The 17,012-nt window shown below is 63.9% G+C and carries 12 protein-coding genes and 2 tRNA genes; 8 read left to right on the forward strand and 6 right to left on the reverse strand.

Translation table 11 applies throughout. The features are described from left to right. The first annotated feature begins 141 nt into the window (after positions 1–141). From fliI to GE253_RS15240, 3 genes are all read left to right on the forward strand, one after another. A complete protein-coding gene (fliI, locus tag GE253_RS15230; protein WP_153205211.1) occupies positions 142–1,467 on the forward strand; it encodes a flagellar protein export ATPase FliI in 1,326 nt (441 codons plus the stop codon). Continuing rightward, positions 1,464–1,901, forward strand: a complete 438-nt coding sequence (locus GE253_RS15235; protein ID WP_153205024.1) for a flagellar FliJ family protein — start codon at positions 1,464–1,466, stop codon at positions 1,899–1,901. Before fliI ends, GE253_RS15235 begins: the two co-directional genes overlap by 4 nt. A 121-nt stretch (positions 1,902–2,022) precedes the next feature. Then, positions 2,023–2,625, forward strand: a complete 603-nt coding sequence (locus GE253_RS15240; RefSeq protein WP_153205025.1) for a dual specificity protein phosphatase family protein — start codon at positions 2,023–2,025, stop codon at positions 2,623–2,625. 30 nt (positions 2,626–2,655) lie between these two features. Here GE253_RS15240 and GE253_RS15245 read toward each other — a convergent pair whose 3' ends face one another. The 3 genes from GE253_RS15245 to GE253_RS15255 form a co-directional block, all read right to left on the reverse strand. After that, entirely contained in the window at positions 2,656–3,741 is a 1,086-nt protein-coding gene (locus tag GE253_RS15245; RefSeq protein ID WP_153205026.1) for an HD domain-containing phosphohydrolase, read from the reverse strand. 154 nt (positions 3,742–3,895) lie between these two features. Further along, positions 3,896–4,621, reverse strand: coding sequence for an RlmE family RNA methyltransferase (locus GE253_RS15250; protein ID WP_153205027.1), 726 nt, complete (start codon positions 4,619–4,621; stop codon positions 3,896–3,898). 145 nt (positions 4,622–4,766) lie between these two features. Further along, a complete protein-coding gene (locus GE253_RS15255; protein WP_153205028.1) occupies positions 4,767–5,852 on the reverse strand; it encodes a Ppx/GppA phosphatase family protein in 1,086 nt (361 codons plus the stop codon). Between the two features lie 311 nt (positions 5,853–6,163). Here GE253_RS15255 and GE253_RS15260 point away from each other — a divergent pair. Both GE253_RS15260 and GE253_RS15265 read left to right on the forward strand, forming a co-directional pair. Next, positions 6,164–6,237: transfer RNA gene (locus GE253_RS15260), tRNA-Gln, on the forward strand. A 54-nt stretch (positions 6,238–6,291) separates the two neighbouring features. Next, positions 6,292–6,365 (forward strand) — tRNA-Gln (locus GE253_RS15265). A 104-nt stretch (positions 6,366–6,469) separates the two neighbouring features. Here GE253_RS15265 and GE253_RS15270 read toward each other — a convergent pair. From GE253_RS15270 to GE253_RS15280, 3 genes are read right to left on the reverse strand one after another with little or no spacing between them, the layout of a single operon-like run. After that, a complete protein-coding gene (locus tag GE253_RS15270) occupies positions 6,470–7,405 on the reverse strand; it encodes a ketopantoate reductase family protein (protein WP_153205029.1) in 936 nt (311 codons plus the stop codon). A gap of 29 nt (positions 7,406–7,434) precedes the next feature. Next, complete coding sequence (locus tag GE253_RS15275; protein ID WP_153205030.1) at positions 7,435–8,433, reverse strand: TIGR01620 family protein; 999 nt, start codon at positions 8,431–8,433, stop codon at positions 7,435–7,437. Further along, entirely contained in the window at positions 8,430–9,848 is a 1,419-nt protein-coding gene (locus GE253_RS15280; RefSeq protein ID WP_348770866.1) for a YcjX family protein, read from the reverse strand. The genes GE253_RS15275 and GE253_RS15280 overlap by 4 nt, the downstream gene beginning before the upstream one ends. A gap of 157 nt (positions 9,849–10,005) precedes the next feature. Here GE253_RS15280 and GE253_RS15285 point away from each other — a divergent pair, with 157 nt between their 5' ends. The 3 genes from GE253_RS15285 (at position 10,006) to GE253_RS15295 (ending at position 16,976) form a co-directional block, all read left to right on the forward strand. After that, positions 10,006–13,026: an EAL domain-containing protein gene (locus tag GE253_RS15285; protein ID WP_247878682.1), complete on the forward strand. Its 3,021-nt coding sequence runs from the start codon at positions 10,006–10,008 to the stop codon at positions 13,024–13,026. Between the two features lie 391 nt (positions 13,027–13,417). After that, complete coding sequence (locus tag GE253_RS15290; RefSeq protein ID WP_153205031.1) at positions 13,418–15,601, forward strand: DUF1302 domain-containing protein; 2,184 nt, start codon at positions 13,418–13,420, stop codon at positions 15,599–15,601. A 37-nt stretch (positions 15,602–15,638) separates the two neighbouring features. Next, the gene (locus GE253_RS15295) at positions 15,639–16,976 is read left to right on the forward strand and encodes a DUF1329 domain-containing protein (protein ID WP_153205032.1); all 1,338 of its coding nucleotides are present in this window, start codon (positions 15,639–15,641) and stop codon (positions 16,974–16,976) included. Positions 16,977–17,012: the final 36 nt, after the last annotated feature.

Genomic DNA, 17,012 nt, shown 5'->3' on the forward strand with positions numbered 1-17,012 from the left:
CAACCGACAAGAGTTAGGTTAACAGAGCTTCGGCGCATATGCTACGTGCCGGGCGGCAATCTGACCTTAACCATGCCGGTGCATTAGTATGTGGTGTATCCTCTGCCTGCTTCCCCCGCATGAAAGGGTATTCGTCCCGTGATGATCGATGCCGACCAGATGCTGCAGGAGATCAATGCCCTGCCGCCCTACCGCATGTTCGGGCGCGTCACCTCCGTGCTGGGCATGATGGTGGAGGTGGGGGGCGTGGAACGGCGGCTGTCCATCGGCGGGCGCTGCCGCGTGTTCAGCCGGGGCGGGCGGGCCGTGCCGTGCGAGGTGGTGGGATTCCGCAATGGCCGCGCCCTGCTGATGCCCTATGGCACGCTGGATGATATTGGCCTGGGTTGCAGGGCAGAGGTGGCGGAAGGTCAGGCGGCGATCTATCCGACGCCGGCCTGGCTGGGCCGGGTGATCAATGCCCTGGGCCAGCCGATTGACGGCAAGGGGCCGCTGCCGCAGGGCGATGTGCCGGTGATGATCAAGGCCAGTCCGCCGCCCGCCCATGCGCGCCGCCGTGTCGGCGGCAAGATGGATCTGGGCGTGAAGGCCATCAACACCTTCCTGTCCTGCTGCCGGGGTCAGCGTATGGGTATCTTCGCCGGCTCCGGTGTTGGCAAATCGGTGCTGATGTCGATGCTGGCCAAATATACCGAGGCCAATATCAGCGTCATCGGCCTGATCGGTGAACGCGGGCGCGAGGTGCAGGAATTCCTGGAACATGATCTGGGGGAGGTGGGGCTGGCCCGCTCCGTCGTCATCGTCGCCACCAGTGACGAGCCGCCGCTGATGCGCCGGCAGGCGGCTTATATGACCTTCGCCGTCTCGGAATATTTCCGCGATCTGGGCCAGGATGTGCTCTGCCTGATGGACAGTGTGACCCGCTTCGCCATGGCCCAGCGTGAAATCGGCCTGTCGGCGGGGGAACCGCCGACCACCAAAGGCTATCCGCCCACCGTCTTCGCCGAGCTGCCCCGCCTGCTGGAACGAGCCGGCCCCGGCACGGGCGATGGCACGATCAGCGGCCTGTTCACCGTGCTGGTGGAAGGCGGTGACATGGAAGAACCCATTGCCGACGCGGTGCGCGGTATTCTGGACGGCCATATCGTCATGGAACGCCGCATTGGTGAGCGTGGGCGTTATCCGGCCATCAATATCCTGCGCTCGGTCAGCCGCACCATGCCGGGCTGCAACACGCCCGAGCAGAATGCCCTGGTTGGCCGCGCCCGCCGGTTGATGTCGGTCTATTCCGACATGGAAGAGATGATCCGCCTGGGCGCCTATCGCAAAGGCAGCGATCCGCAGGTGGATGAGGCGATCCATTTCAACCCCGCCCTGGAAGCCTTCCTGCGCCAGAGCAAAGGGGAACAAAGCACCCTGGACCAGGGCTATGCCGAGCTTGAAGCCATCCTGGGCGGTGCCGGATGAAGGATCTGAAGCCGATCATCCGGCTGAACCAGCGCTCCGTCGACGAACGCCGCCGTCATCTGGGTGAATTGCAGCGGGCAGAAGAACGGCTGCTGGCCGATATCGCCGCCTTTGAGGTGCAGGTGGAACAGGAAAGGGCGGTGGCCGCCACCGACCTGAACCTGGCCCGCGCGCTGCCCGCCTTCCTGACCCATGCCAAGCAGCGGCGCGAACAGTTCCAGCACGCACAGGCGATGATGCGCCAGGAAATCGCCAAGGCCGAGGAGATGGTGGCCGACGCCTTCCGCGAACTGAAGAAGTTCGAGCAGGTGCAGGAACAGCGCGATCTGGCCGCCAAGCAGGCCCGGCGTTACCGCGAAACCCAGATGTTTGACGAGGTGGCCTCCATCCGCTTTTCCCGCCAGCACGGGGACGGGTCGGAGGATCAGACCTGATGATCATTTTTCATCTACCCTATCCTTTTGGATAGGTCTGGTGCGGGGGCCGGGGTGACGTCATCTCTATGGGCAGAGGGCCATTGTGGCCCCGGTTCCCATCAGGGGCGGAGGCGGCATCATGCGCTGGGCACAGGCTTGCCATCGGGTGCTCTGGCGGCGGCGGGGCTGGCCGGCGCGGTTGGGCCTGCTGGGTGTGGCGTCGCTGCTGGGCCTGGGGTTCTATCTGGGCGGGCTGCAGGTGACGGGCAATTTTCACACCGTCATTCCCCAGGAGCTTTACCGTTCCGCCCAGCCCTCCCCGGCGCAGATCACCGCCTATGCCGCTTCCTATGGCATTCGCAGCATCGTCAACCTGCGGGGGGCCAATCCCGGCCGGGACTGGTATGAGGCGGAACGGACGGCAGCGCAGCTTCTGGGCATTCAGCATGTCGATTTCGCCATGTCGGCGAAACGCCCGCTGGATGATGCCCGCGCCGCGCAATTGATCGCCCTGTTGCGGGCGGTGCCCAAGCCGGTGCTGATCCATTGTCAGGCGGGCTCCGACCGGACGGGGCTGGCCTCGGCCCTCTATCTGGCGGCCGTGGCCGGGCAGGGGGAGGAAGCCGCAGAGGGGCAGCTTTCCGTGCTGTACGGCCATGTGGGCCTGCCAATGCTGGGCCCCTATGCGATGGATGAGACGTTCGAACGGATGGAGCCGGCCCTGGGCTTCCCAGATTCCTGAATTTCCGTGTTCGCTCTCCGGGTCCGGGCGTCAGGCGTGTTCCCTGATTGCCAGTATTTCTGCTGCCTGGGTGACGAAGAGATGGGCCAGGGCCGGGTCCAGATGACTGCCGGCGGACCGTTCGACAAAGTCCAGCGCCCTTTCCACTGTCCAGGGTTCCTTATAGGGGCGGCGGGAGAGCAGGGCATCGAACACATCGCAGATGGCGACGATCCGTCCGGCAATGGGGATATCCTCCCCCGCCAGCCCCTGCGGATAGCCGCTGCCATCCCATTTTTCATGATGGGTCAGGGCGATCTCGGAAGCGAGATCCAGCAATTCCATACCGCTGCCCTGCAGGATATGGGCACCGATCCGGCAATGAGTGCGCATGACCGTCCATTCATCACTATCCAGCCGGCCCGGCTTCAACAGCACCCGGTCGGGGATACCCAGCTTGCCAATATCATGCAGCGGTGCTGCGGCAGCGATGATCTCCACTTGCCGGGGGGGCAGGTCGGCCAGCCGGGCCAGCACGCCGGCCATCCGCCCGATGCGGGCGACATGATGGCCGGTATCCTCGTCCCGGAATTCCCCGGCGCTGCACAGCCGGTGGATGATTTCCGCCCGCGTGCGCTCCAGCTCCGCCGTGCGTTCCTGCACCATGGCTTCCAGGGCGCGGGCCTGATCACGCTGGCTGCGATAAAGCAGATGCATGATCAGCAGGTTGCGCGCCCGTACCAGCAGTTCCCAGCTGGTATAGGGTTTGGGCAGGAAGTCGATGGCGCCGGTTTCCAGTGCCCGGCGGCGAAACGCCTCGTTATTTTCTGCCGTGATGATCAGCACGGGTGGCGTCTCTGCCCCCAACCGGTCCCGCATTTTTTCGATGAAGCCGGGCCCGTCCAGCCCCGGCATACAATAATCCAGCAATACCAGATCGGGCGGATCGCTGGAGCACATGGCCAGCCCTTCCAGCGGGTCTGTGCTGGCGCGAAGCCGCGTCAACCCGGCCTTGCGCAGGATGGCCATCAGAAGATCGACCGATAGTTGCATGTCATCCACAATGACGACACGCGCCTGGATCAATTGGTCGCTGGAAAGCTGGGGTTGGCTGACGCCACTCAGGTGCATCGGCATCGGCAGGGGTCCGCTGGCGGGGGAAAGCACCTGCTGTCGCAGGAATGCCCGCTCCGCATCATGGTTGGATGCCGTAAACGTAGCACCCCCTGCGGGCTCCGCAACCTTTCGGCCGCCGAATCGGGGTAAATCTATCCTTAAGAACACGGCGGGGTTAGTTCCCGCCCTCTTCCTTCGCTGCAGCCTCCCCACCCCGGAAGCCCATGGCGACAATATAGGTCTCGCTGCTGTCCTGGCGGCTGGCGGCTGGCTTGGCGTGGCGGACGGTGGTGAAATCCTTTTTCATCTGGGCCAGCAATTCCCGCTCCGCCCCGCCCTGGAACAGTTTGCAGACGAAATGCCCGCCCGGTGCCAGCACCTCGGTGGCGAACTGATAGGCCATTTCGGCCAGGCCCATGATGCGCAGATGGTCGGTCTGGGTGTGGCCGGTGGTGTTGGCGGCCATGTCCGACATCACCACATCGGCCGGCCCCTGCAGCAGTGCCTTCAGGCGCAGCGGCGCTTCATGGCTGGTGAAATCCATCTGGAAGGTGGTGGCGCCGGGCACCGGCTCCATCTCCAGCAGGTCAAGGCCCACCACCTGACCGCTGCCGCCCTTGTCGGACTTGGATTTCTCCACCGCCACCTGGGTCCAGCCGCCGGGGGCGGCCCCCAGATCGACAATGCGCTGGCCACGCTTCAGCAGGCCGAACTTCTCATCCAGCTGCAACAGCTTGAAGGCGGCGCGGCTGCGAAAGCCACGCTTCTTGGCTTCCACCACATAGGGGTCGTTCAACTGCCGTTCCAGCCAGCGGGCGGAAGAGACGCTGCGCCGCTTGGCCGTTTTCACGCGCACGGCCTGATTGCGGCCGGTGGGGATATTGCCGGAGGACTTGGTCATGACAGCGCACACCTGGGAACGGACGGTCGAAAAGCAAGCGTTCCATATCGGCCGGATCGCGCCGGCAGGCAAGGGGGCGCTTCGCAACCCAGCCCATATGGCCAGCCCATATGGCCAGCCCATATGGCCAGCCCATATGGCGGGATCAGCGGTGGCGTCGGGCGTGGGCGGCCAGTTCAAACAGGATACCTTCGCGCACACCGCGATCAGCAATGCGCAGCTGCGGCACCGGCCATTGCCGCCAGATCGCATCCAGGATGGCACAGCCGGCCACCACCAGATCGGCCCGGTCGCGGCCGACGCAGGGCTGGCTGGAGCGGCCCAGATAATCCAGCCCCAGCAGGGTTTCGGAAATGCTGCGCGCCTTGTCCCGGTCCAGCCAGGCACCGTCCACACGCGACCGGTCATAACGGGCCAACCCCATCTGGATGCCGGCCAGCGTCGTTACCGTGCCAGAGGCCCCCAGCATCTGTACCCGGTGGGTGGCCACGGCGGCGGTGATATTGTTGCGGCTGTCAAAATCGCTCAGCGCTGTACCCACCCGGTCCATCATGCGGCGGTAATCATGCGGGCACACCCGGTCCCCGCCATAGGTCTCCGTCAGGTTCACCACGCCCAGCGGCACGGAAATCTGGTCCAGCACCAATGGCCGGCCGCGTGACAGCCTGATCCACAGCAATTCAGTGGAGCCGCCGCCAATATCAAAGACCAACGCATGGGGCAGGGTGCTGTCCAGCAGCGGGGCGCAGCCGGCCAGCGCCAGCCGCGCCTCTTCCTTCGGGCTGATGATCTCAATCCGCAGGCCGGTTTCCGAGGCCACCTGGCCCAGGAACTCCTCACAATTATCGGCGCGGCGGCAGGCCTCCGTGCCCACGGCGCGTACCAAGCTGACGCCACGCCGTTCCATCTTGGACCGGCAGACCTTCAGCGCCTGTACCGTGCGGGCCATGGCATCATCGCACAGCCGGTCGCTGCGGGTCAGCCCCTCGCCCAGCCGCACGATGCGGGAAAAGGCATCGATGACACGAAATCCGTCCCGCGCCGGGCGGGCGATCAGCAGACGGCAATTATTGGTGCCCAGGTCCAGGGCGGCCAGAACCGGGGGCCGGCTTTCCAGCCCGGCATCAAAGGGGAGGGCCGTATCCTCACGATGGGCATGAGCGGCGGCCGTCGTCGTCGAAGCGGGGGATCCAACCCCCGTTCCCGACGCCGGTGTCTGTTGGACAGACATGCTCGCTAAACCCGCCTCCACGCTTGCCACCCTGGTCCTTGTTCTCAACGTCCGGTCGATGCGACCGTCCCGCACGCCCATCGCGGCCGATTTAAATGCCGTTCATCGTAACCGATGACGCAACGGCCGCAAACCGCCATTGCAACAAATCCGCCGCATCCTCACCGATGGTATATGTACATATAACAGATGCATGGCCAACATCGTTGTTATGCGTTCCTGTGATGCGAAGGGGCTTCCCAGGTTTGCCAGCAGGTGCTATAAGCCCGCCCACCCTGACGACGGCCATTTATGGTGGTTCGTTGGTCGGATGGGGGATCGTCTAACGGTAGGACAGCGGACTCTGACTCCGCCAGTCTAGGTTCGAATCCTAGTCCCCCAGCCATCTTCCTGCGACGGAAGATGTTACATCCGGTGCTGTGTTATGCAGCCCCGCGGATGGGGGATCGTCTAACGGTAGGACAGCGGACTCTGACTCCGCCAGTCTAGGTTCGAATCCTAGTCCCCCAGCCACCTTTTCCTCAGAAATAGCTGACGTGATAATCACAGGTCGCCTTGGTGTCACCTGTGATGCTGATTTGGGGCCAGGAAAGCGCTTTCCTGGCCCCTGTCCTTATTTACGTCGCCGACCGCGCGGCCTTTGCCGCCAGCTGCCTTTCATAAACCCGCAGATGCAGCAGCCCCAGGCCGAGCAGCGGGCTGGCAATGCCCCATTCTTCGCCCCGGCGCACGATATCGCCGACAATATGTTCGGCTTCCGTCCGGTTGCCGCGCGCGACGTCGCGCGCCATGGAGGCGTTGATCGTGCTGGCCGCATCCGTCACTTCGCCCCTGTACCGCTCCAGCACCGCTCCGCGTGGGGCATAGCCGGATGCGGTGGCCACGGCGGTGGCTTCATCCAGCATGGCATTCATGAAGCTGGTGCCGCCGGGCAGGCTGTTCACATCGCCCACACTGCCGCGCATCAGGCAGGTGGAGGCGGCCAGCGTGGCCAGGAAGAAGAATTTTTCCCACATATCCAGCATGATGCTGTCGCTCTGGCTCCATTCCACAGAGGTGCCGGCGAAGGAAGCCGCCAGCCTGTCCACCATGGGCTGCTGGTTAGCGGAGCGGGCACCGAAGATCAGCCGGTGAATGCCGGAGAGATGGCGGATGGTGCCATCCGGGTCCATGGTGATGGGGATATGGCAGAGCCCGCCCATCACCCGTTCCGCACCAAAGGCGGCGTCCAGCCGGTCAATATGGTTCAAGCCGTTCAGCAGCGGCAGGATCAGCGTTTCCGGCCCGATGGCGGGCTGGATGGTTTCCATCGCACCGTCCAGATCAAACGCCTTGCAGGCCAGAACCACCAGATCATAGGGCTTGCGCGCCTTGGTGATTGTCTGGGCCGGCAGGCGGATATTGCCGTGCGGGCTTTCCACCCGCAGCAGGTTTTCCATCAGCTGGGCCTGCCGGCGCGGGCGGACCAGAAAACTGACATTGGCCCCGGCCTCCATCAGCCGCCCGCCAAAATAACCGCCGACCCCGCCGGCCCCCAGGAACAGGATACGCATTCACTTTCCTCCGAAACCCACCACCGGGATCATAGTATCTTTTGTGGCAACCGCAGCAATTCCTTGCGGATGTCGTTCAGGCCCGGCTGCCGGTCGGCGGCAAAGGGCAGGGGACGGCATAGATGCATGGCCGCCAGCCCGATGCGCGCTGTCAGCAGGCCGTTGACCATCCCTTGGCCAAGCCGGGCGGAGATGGCGGCTGCCACCGTGCCGCCCAGTGCATCCACCAGCAGCCCGTCGCCGCCTTCCACCATCCCCGCCACACCGACATTTTCCGCCATGCGCCGCACCAGCCGGGCGGACCCGAACAGGCCGGGCCGGGCGGCGTAAAGCGCGGCGATTTCCCGCACCAGCTTCATGTTACGCCACAAAACCAGGGCGACATCCAGCAGGGCGGCCGGGCTGAGCGCCGTGCCGACCGCCACATCACGCGACGCCGCCAGCACCAGCCGATAGGCGGCACTGTCCAGCGGGGCCAGCAGGATACGCTCGGTCAGGGCCAGAATCTCCCGCCCGTCATGCGCATCGCTGACGGCAGTGGCCAGCGCCTGGCGGGCGGGGGCCAGATCGCGCCGGCTGGCATAGAGACCGGCCACCGCATCACGCAGAGAGGTAGCTTCCTTGCCTGTTGCCCCGCCGGCCAGCAGGGCGGCGGCGCGCTGGCGCAGATCATCCACCCGGCGCAGCCGCCGCCAGGCCAGCGCCTCCCGCCCGGTCAGCCAGCCCAGGCTGGCCATGGCCAGCCCCAGCAGCCCGGCCAGCGCACTCCCCGCCCAGGGGGACCAGTTGAACGCCCGGCTGATCAGGTCGGCTGTGTCGAACCCCAACGCTGCCAGCAACAAGGCCGCCAGCGACAGCAGCAGCAGCCGGGCCGCCCCCTTGCCCCGGCGGGGCGGGGGCAGGATGTCACCGGCCAGGGATGCCGGGGCATCGGGCTCCAGTTCCGCCGGCAGGGGGCGGGCGCTGGATGGGTCAAATTCCATCGGCGGTACCCAGGCGGGTGGGGTCTTATCTTCGGTTCTGTTCATGCCAGCCGATCCCCGATCAGGAATTCCAGGGCTTGATCCAAGCGGATATTGGGCAGGCCGCGACCATCGCGGCCCAGGCCGGGCGGTGGCTGGAAATCGGTGAAACGGAACGGGTCCGCCACCGCATCCCCAAGGCCCAGATGGCTGTCCGGCAGTTCGCCGGGGAACAGCACCAACGGTTCCGTCCGGCCCAGCGGGATGCCCTGGATGCAGGCCAGCTGCCGCCCCTCATGCTCGGTCAGCACATTGTCGGTGCATTTGACGGCGGCCAGGGAGAGTGATTTCACGGCCGCCCCTTCGAAGCGGATATGGCGCAGCCGGTCGGCCATCAGCGTTTCCAGCAGCCCCGTCAGGGTCGCGTGCTGCGGGGCGGCCACATGGTCGGCCTTGGTGGCGGCGAACAGCACCCGATCCACCCGGGCTCCGCCCAACCAGTCCAGCCAGCCACCCGTGCCATGGCGGAAGCTTTCCAGCGTGGCCGACAGCGACCGGCGCAGATCCTCCATCCCCGGTTCCCCGGCATTGATGGCCGACAGCAGATCCACCAGCACGATCTGCCGGTCGATGCGGGCGAAATGGTCGCGGAAGAAGCGGCGGATCACCTTGTCCTTATAGCCCTCGAACCGGTCCTGCATCAGCGCCCCCAGGGAGCCGCTGCGCCAGCGCCCGTCCGGGGCCGGGGGCAGGGGGCAGAAGGTCAGGATGGGGGCACCTTCCATCTCCCCCGGCTCCAGAAAGCGGCCCGGCTGCAGCAGCGACAGGCCGACGCGGCTGGCCCGGCATTGCCGTAGGAACTGGGTGTAAAGGCTGGCGAGCCGGCGGGCGGTTGCTTCGTCGGCAGCCATGGCCGGGTCGATCGTATCCAGCGCCTCCAGCCAGGGGCGGGCCAGATCGTGCCGGGGCCGGGTGCTGGCCAGTTCCAGCGTCTGGGCCGACCAGTCGCCGAATTCCTGCCGCAGCATCGGCAGGTCCAGCAGCCATTCCCCCGGATAATCGATAATGTCCAGGTTCAGCGTTGCCACCCCGCCCAGCCGGCGGCGCACCAGCCCGCCCGGCCGATAGCGCAGGGCGATGCGGATTTCGGAGACGGCACGGGTGGCCTGGGGCCAGGCAGGGGCGGGGCCGGTCAAGGCGGCCAGATGGTTTTCATAATCAAAGCGGGGTATGGCACCATCAGGCTGCGGCCGCAGCTGGGCGCCGATATAGCGGCCCTGGGCCAGCACATCCAGAAAGGGCAGCCGCCCGGCCAGCAGCAGGTTATTCAAGGTTGAGGTGATGAAGACCGTCTTGCCGGCCCGGCGCAGACCAGTCACGCCCAGGCGCAGCGTACCACCGGCCAGCCGGGCCGCCACCTGCGCCGCCCCATCCACCACCCGGGCGCTCCCCTCTTCAATCCTTGTCAGCCAGTCCGCCACGGGCGATCACTCCTTGCCGATCCTTGGCGCCATTGCCGCTCTTCCCCTCTGATATGGCATCTTCAGGAGCATTGTTAACGTTTTCCTGTCGCAAATGGTGCGACAGGGCTTTCAAAGAGATTGTAATACCTATGTCGACAAAGGCAGATTATCGTCCATGCGAAAACGTGTGGGCCTGACCGGCTTTCGCGTGATGGGGCTACCGCATGGCGAGAGTGCCGCCGATCCGCCGGGATCGCTGGTGTCGGGCTATGTAGCGACGTATGCAAGGTTCTGGATGACCGCGACTGTACCGCCTGCCAAACCTGACGTCCGTGTGCCGCTGGATGCGGCTGGCAGCGCTTTGACGGCATCCGCCAGGATACCGTTGCGCAAGCGTCTTTCCTACAAGCAGGCGCGCAACACCGCCCTGCTGACCCTGGTGCTGGGCATGGTGTTGAGCACGGTGCAGATCGGTATCGACCTGCTGGATATGGAAAAGCAATCCGACCAGCTGGTGCAACAGGTGCTGTCCACCCTGCGTGAACCGGCGGCGGAGGCAGCCTATTCCTTTGATCAGGCGCTGGCCGACCGGGTGGTGACCGGCCTGTTCGAATATCGCCCCGTCTATCGCGCCGTGATTTATGAGGATTTCGGCAACCAGCTGGCCGCCATGGAACGCCCGCAGGCGGAAGGCAATCTGAAATGGCTGGCGGAGATGCTGTTGCCGATGGAGAAGACCTTCTCCATCCCGCTGGTCATTGAACGCCATAATCGGAATGTCGGTGAAATGCGCGTCAGCATCGACCGGCTGCTGATCGCGCAGGAATTTTTCCGCCGCTCCGGCGTGGTGCTGGGCACCGGCATCATCTGGACGGTGACGCTGGCGCTGATTCTGGTGGTGATGTTCTATTCCACCATCACCAAACCCTTCCTGCGCATGTCGTCGGCCATCGCCGCCATCGATCCGGCGCGCCCCGCTGGCCGGCTGCTGACGGTGCCGGCGCGGCATGATGATGATGAGCTGGGCCTGCTGGCCAAGACGACGAATGAGCTGTTGACCCAGTTCGATCAGTCCCTCGTGGAGCGCGTCCGTGCCGTTCAGGCGCTGAAGGAGCGTGAAGCCCGCCTGTCCGGCATCATGGACAATGTGGCTGACGGCATCATCACGCTGGACGAGGATCTGCGGATCGAGACGATGAATGCCGCCGCCCAGGCCCTGTTCGACTATGCCCAGAAGGAGGCGCTGGGCCAGCCCTTCGTCACTCTGATTGAGGAACGGGACTGGACGCGGGTGGCGGTGGCCCTGGTGGCCTGTCTGCGGCGCGGGGACGAGGAACAGCGGCCCGACAACCGCGCCGAAATCCAGGGCCGCCGCAAGGGCGGTGAAGTGTTCGCCATGGCGTTCGGCGTCAGCCAGATGCGCCTGGGGGACCGCCGCACCGCCATCTGCGTGGTGCAGGACATTACCCAGCGTAAACGCGCCGAACAGGCCCTGCGGGAGAGCGAGGAGCGGCTGAAACTGGCCGTGCGCGCCACACGGTCAGGCGTGTTCGATAATAATTATGCCAAGGGCAGCTTCTGGTGGAGCCCGGAATTCATCGAGATGCTGGGCTATGATGCGGTGGACGCGCTTTATGCCAACAAGCTGTTCGATGGGCTGCTGCATCCTGATGACAAGGAAAATGCCCAGGCCCATATTGACCGCTATCTGAGCGGCGAGGTCGGCGATTACCTGTCCATGTACCGGTTGCGCCACCGGGATGGCAGCTGGGTCTGGATCGAGGCGCGCGGCCAGGCCATCCGTGACGAGGTCGGCAAGCCGCTGCGCTTCACCGGTACGATGACTGATGTGAGCGACCGTAAGCGGTTCGAAGAACAGCTGATGTATGTCAGCACCCATGACCCGCTGACCGGCCTGCCCAACCGCACCCTGGTGCAGGACCGGTTGCAGCACGCGCTGGCCCATGGCGGGCGCAAAGGCACGACGGTGGCCGTTCTGCTGCTGGATATTGACCGGTTCAAGCTGGTCAATGACAGTCTGGGCCATCAGGCGGGCGACAAGCTGTTGCGTGCCCTGGCCCAGCGGCTGGGGGCCTGCGTGCGCGCCACCGACACGGTGGGACGCCTGGGCGCCGATGAATTCCTGGTGGTGGCGGAGGATCTGTCCGATCCGCAGATGGCGGCGCGCGTGGCGGAAACCATCCTGGTCAGCCTGTCTCGCCCCTTCGGCATCGATGGCCAGCAGCTTTTCATCACCACCTCCATCGGCATCAGCCTGTTCCCCGGTGATGGGCAGGATTTCCATGCCCTGATGCGCGATGCCGATACGGCAATGCACACCTCCAAGGCGGCCGGCGGCAATGGCTATCGCTTCTTCACGCCGGAAATGAACGAGGCGGCGGTGGCCCGCCTGTCGCTGGAACATTCCCTGCGCGAGGCGTTGGATCAGGGCCAGTTCTTCCTGCATTACCAGCCCAAGATCGATATGGTGACCATGCAGCCCGTGGGTGTGGAAGCCCTGTTGCGCTGGCAGCACCCGGAAATCGGCATGATCCCGCCCGGCAAGTTCATCCCCGTCGCGGAGGAAACCGGCCTGATCGTGCCCATCGGCGATTGGGTGATGCGCGCCGCCCTGGCGCAGATCCGGGACTGGCAGAGCCGGGGTTTCGCGCCCATCCCGGTGGCGGTCAATGTCTCCGTTCGCCAGATCGCCACGCCGCAGTTCGGTGAACGGGTGATGGCGCTCTGCCAGGAATATGGCGTGCCACCGGCATTGCTGGAGATTGAGATTACCGAGACGGCGATGATGTCCAATCTCGCCTATATTGCCGATACGCTGACGGAGGTGCGCGACCGCGGCATCCGCATTGCCATTGATGATTTCGGCACCGGCTATTCCTCGCTCTCCTATCTGCGGCGTCTGCCCATCACCACGCTGAAGGTGGACCGCTCCTTCGTGAATGAGGCGCCGACCAATGCCGATACCGGCGCCATCGCCGCCACCATCATCGCCATGGGCCGCCAGCTGGGCCTGAAAGTGGTGGCGGAGGGGATTGAGACCGAAGAACAGCTGGATTTCCTGCGCCGCCACCATTGCGACGAGATGCAGGGCTATTTCTTCTCCCGCCCGTTGCCACCGGGCGACCTGGAAAGCCGCTTCCTGCGTACTGCGGTGGAGCCGGCACCCGCCGGCTGAGCCGGACACTTCCGCCCCCTCCCGATTCGCGCGAATCGGCGGGTGCGCAGGTTTCCCTATAGGTAAAATCTTGACGGAGACGTCACAATGATTTGCAGCGCAGCAATGCTGCGGCTGCGTAGGTTTGTGCGCGTTTTCTTCGCCATTGCAAAATAAACGATTGTTCGAATTCGTTGCTCAATCGTTGCGCAAACCCTTGGAAATGGCTGAAAATTTGTGTCCTTTTTGCCAAAGCTTGGATCAAACGCATCGGGCTTGCCGAAAGGCTGCATAGAAGCCTTGACGCCACCACATACCACCCATAACAGTCGAATCTGAAATCCCCAGTCGACCGGAAGTGTCGGCGCGCCTGCCCAGAGCGGCGGGGAAAAAATATGTGGGAGGAGGTATCATGGCACGGAAATCCATGCCCAAGGCACGTCTTGACCGGCGGATGCTGGCCGGTGCCAGCGCAGCGGCCATTCTGGCCCCCCTGCTGATGGTGGGGAGCGCTGGTGCGGTCTCGTTCAACCGGGGCGATCTCAGTGGCAGTTTCGACACCACCTTGACCCTGGGTGCTTTGTTCCGTGTCCAGGATCGGGATCCTGATCTGATCGGTGTGGCCAATGGCGGGCGCGCCCATTCCATTAACGGCGATAATGGCAATCTGAATTACGGCAAGGGGCTGGTGTCACTGGCCGGCCGTGTCACCCATGAATTGAAGCTGAATTACGGCAATCTGGGTGCCTTTGTGCGCGGCACCTATTTCTATGACGTGGTGAACGCCAAGAAGTCGGGCAGCAGTTTCGGACGCACCGGCCGTTTTGATCTCTCCTCCCAGGCGCAGGAGCGGGTGGGCCGCGACTTTGACCTGCTGGATGCCTTCGTCTATGGCAATTTCGCCGTAGGGGAAAGCAGCAATCTGGATATCCGCCTGGGCAACCAGGTGCTGAGCTGGGGTGAAAGCACCTTCATCCAGAACGGTATCAACACCATCAACCCGATCAATGTCTCGGCCCTGCGCGTGCCGGGGACGGAGTTGAAGGAAGGCTTCCTGCCGGTGCCGATCGCCGACGTGAACTTCTCCTTTAATGAGAATTTCTCGCTGGAAGCCTTCTACCAGTTCAAGTGGGACAAGACGGAGCCGGAAGCCGCCGGTTCCTTCTTCTCCACCAATGATTACGCCTCACCGGGTGGCGATCATCTGTTCATCGGCTTCGGCAATTACCTGTTCAAGGACAGCCCGACCCAGGGGGCGGTGGCTGGCGGCAATGTCTTCCCGACCAATCTTTACCCCGATCCCAAACTGAACGGCTTCCGCGGCGTGCAGTCGCTGACCCCGTTCGGCACCGTGGTACCGCGCCTGGATGATGACAGGCCCAGCGACAGCGGCCAATATGGTCTGGCGGCGCGTGTCTTTGCCGAAGGGCTGAACAACACGGAATTCGGTGCCTATTTCATCAATTATCACAGCCGCCTGCCGGTGCTGAGCGGCTTTGTCTCGCCCTATACCCAGTTCGTCAGTAATACCAGCCGCTTTACCGAGTTCAGCGGCTACCGCGCCGAATATCCCGAGGATATCAAGCTGTTTGGCGGCAGCTTCAACACCAACCTGTTCGGCATTTCCTTCCAGGGCGAGGTGAGCCTGCGCAAGGACCAGCCGCTGGCGCTGGATGATGTGGAACTGTTGCAGGCCACCCTGGCCGCCCCCACCATCATCGGCCTGATCAGCCAGGGGCAGGCGGCAGGCAGCACCTCCTTCGATGGCGCGGTGGCGCGGGCGATTGCCTCCAACCCGGCGCTGGCGCCGTTTACGGGCCGCACATTTGAGCAGATCCAGGCGATCAGCCCGGCGGTGGCGGGCGCCATCAGCTCCGGCATCGCCGCCGCTGCCGGCTCGCCGGGCGGCACGCGTGCCGCCTTCCAGACGGCTGGTGCCAACAACGCCGCCCTGCAGGGGGCGGGTCTGTTCAACACCAACCAGGTGGTGAAGGATCTGGGCGGCATCAAAGGCAGCAATGCCAATGCCATCAGCCAGGATCTGCTTGCCAACTGGTTCGGCCGTCGTCTTCAGGGCTGGAAGGAACATGATGTCGTCCAGGCCCAGATGACCGCCACCAAGGCGTTCGAGCGGGCCTTTGGTGCCGACCAGTGGGTGCTGGTCGGTGAAGTGGGTGGCACCTGGATCAAGGACATGCCGTCCAAGAGCGTGCTGCGCTATGAGGGACCGGGCACCTTCGTTGGCGGCAACCCCGCCTTCCTGGGCCGTGGCGGCATGGCCGATCTGGCGACCACCGGCTTTGCCGATCCCTTCTCCTGGGGCTATCGCATCGCTGCGCGTTTCGATTACCTGAACGCGTTCCCCGGCGTGAACCTGTTCCCCAGCATCTCCTGGCAGCATGATGTGAATGGCACCACCCCGTCGCCGCTGGGCAATTTCGTGGAAGATCGCAAGGCGGTCAGCCTGGGTCTGCGCGCTGTGGTGCGCGAACAGATCACCCTGGATCTCAGCTATTCCAACTTCTTCGGGGCGGGGGCCTATAACCTGATCAACGATCGTGATTTCGTGTCCTTCAGCGTGAAATATTCGTTCTGACGTCTGACAGCGATAAAAGCGATCGAGGAGGAAACGCATGTTCTCTATCAAGACAGCTCTTCTGGGTGGTGTGATGGCTGTGGCGCTGGCGATGCCGGCGCTGGCGCAGTCCGCCGATGATCTGGGCAAGACCCTGACGCCGATGGGGGCCATCAAGGCGGCCAACGCCGATGGCTCCATCCCGGAATGGACCGGCGGCATCACCAAACCGCCGGCCGGCTGGACCCCCGGCACGATTGAGATTGATCCCTATGCCGATGACAAGGTGAAGTTCACCATCACGGCCGCCAACATGGCACAGTATGAGGATAAGCTGCCGGAAGGGCTGAAGGCCCTGCTGAAGCAGTATCCCTCCTACAAGATGAACGTCTATCCGACGCATCGCAGCGCCTCTTATCCCAAGCGCATCTATGATGAAACCATTGCCAACGCCAAGCGCGCCAAGCTGGTGGATGGCGGCAATGGTGTGGAAGGTGCCAAGGAAGGCGTGCCCTTCCCCATCCCGAAGGAAGGTGTGGAGGCGGTGTGGAACCACCTGCTGCGCTATCGCGGGGAGGGGACGGAACGCATGGTCGGGCAGGTGAACCCGCAGACCGACGGTTCCTATACCCTGATCATGCTGCATGAGCAGGTGAAATATCTCTACTCCGCCCCCGGCGGCACCACGACCAACAATTCACTCTACTTCCTGCAGGAAGTCACCAGCCCGGCCCGTCTGGCCGGCGAAATCCTGCTGGTGCATGAAACCATCAATCAGGTGAAGGAGCCGCGGTCGGCCTGGACCTACAATCCCGGTCAGCGCCGTGTGCGCCGCGCCCCCAATGTCGCCTATGACAATCCCGGCACCGCGTCGGATGGTCTGCGCACCACCGACAATTTCGACATCTTCTCCGGCGCGCCCGACCGTTATGACTGGAAGCTGATCGGCCGCAAGGAAATGTATGTGCCGTACAATGCCTACAAGCTGCATTCCAAGAGTGTGAAGTACGACGATATCGTCAAGCCGAACCATATCAACCAGGATCTGGCACGCTACGAACTGCACCGCGTCTGGGTGGTGGAAGCCACACTGAAGGCCGGCACCAGCCATATCTATGCCAAGCGCCGCTTCTACATTGATGAAGATAGCTGGCAGATCGTGGTGGCCGATCATCTGGATGCGCGTGGCCAGATGTGGCGTGTGGCGGAAAGCCACGGCATCAACTATTATTCGGTGCCGGCCTACTGGTCCACGCTGGATGCGCTCTATGACCTTCAGTCCGGCCGTTACACCGCGATCGGCTTGGATAATCAGGAAGCCCCCTACAAGTTCGACGTGAAGTACAGCGACGCTGATTTCTCGCCCGACAGTCTGCGCCGCGCCGGCGTCCGTTAAGGGCCACCCCGTGACGAAGGCCGGCCGGGGGCCAAA

Origin of the sequence: Niveispirillum sp. SYP-B3756 (assembly GCF_009495745.1) — a bacterium.
Classification (GTDB): domain Bacteria; phylum Pseudomonadota; class Alphaproteobacteria; order Azospirillales; family Azospirillaceae; genus Niveispirillum.

Excerpts from the sequence above, each read along its gene's own strand:
- fliI (WP_153205211.1), top strand. The coding sequence starts at position 142 with ATGATCGATGCCGACCAGATGCTGCAGGAGATCAATGCCCTGCCGCCC.
- GE253_RS15290 (WP_153205031.1), top strand. The coding sequence starts at position 13,418 with ATGGCACGGAAATCCATGCCCAAGGCACGTCTTGACCGGCGGATGCTG.
- GE253_RS15240 (WP_153205025.1), top strand. The coding sequence starts at position 2,023 with ATGCGCTGGGCACAGGCTTGCCATCGGGTGCTCTGGCGGCGGCGGGGC.
- GE253_RS15295 (WP_153205032.1), top strand. The coding sequence starts at position 15,639 with ATGTTCTCTATCAAGACAGCTCTTCTGGGTGGTGTGATGGCTGTGGCG.
- GE253_RS15285 (WP_247878682.1), top strand. The coding sequence starts at position 10,006 with ATGCGAAAACGTGTGGGCCTGACCGGCTTTCGCGTGATGGGGCTACCG.
- GE253_RS15250 (WP_153205027.1), bottom strand. The coding sequence starts at position 4,621 with ATGACCAAGTCCTCCGGCAATATCCCCACCGGCCGCAATCAGGCCGTG.
- GE253_RS15235 (WP_153205024.1), top strand. The coding sequence starts at position 1,464 with ATGAAGGATCTGAAGCCGATCATCCGGCTGAACCAGCGCTCCGTCGAC.
- GE253_RS15275 (WP_153205030.1), bottom strand. The coding sequence starts at position 8,433 with ATGAACAGAACCGAAGATAAGACCCCACCCGCCTGGGTACCGCCGATG.
- GE253_RS15245 (WP_153205026.1), bottom strand. The coding sequence starts at position 3,741 with ATGCCGATGCACCTGAGTGGCGTCAGCCAACCCCAGCTTTCCAGCGAC.
- GE253_RS15270 (WP_153205029.1), bottom strand. The coding sequence starts at position 7,405 with ATGCGTATCCTGTTCCTGGGGGCCGGCGGGGTCGGCGGTTATTTTGGC.
- GE253_RS15255 (WP_153205028.1), bottom strand. The coding sequence starts at position 5,852 with ATGTCTGTCCAACAGACACCGGCGTCGGGAACGGGGGTTGGATCCCCC.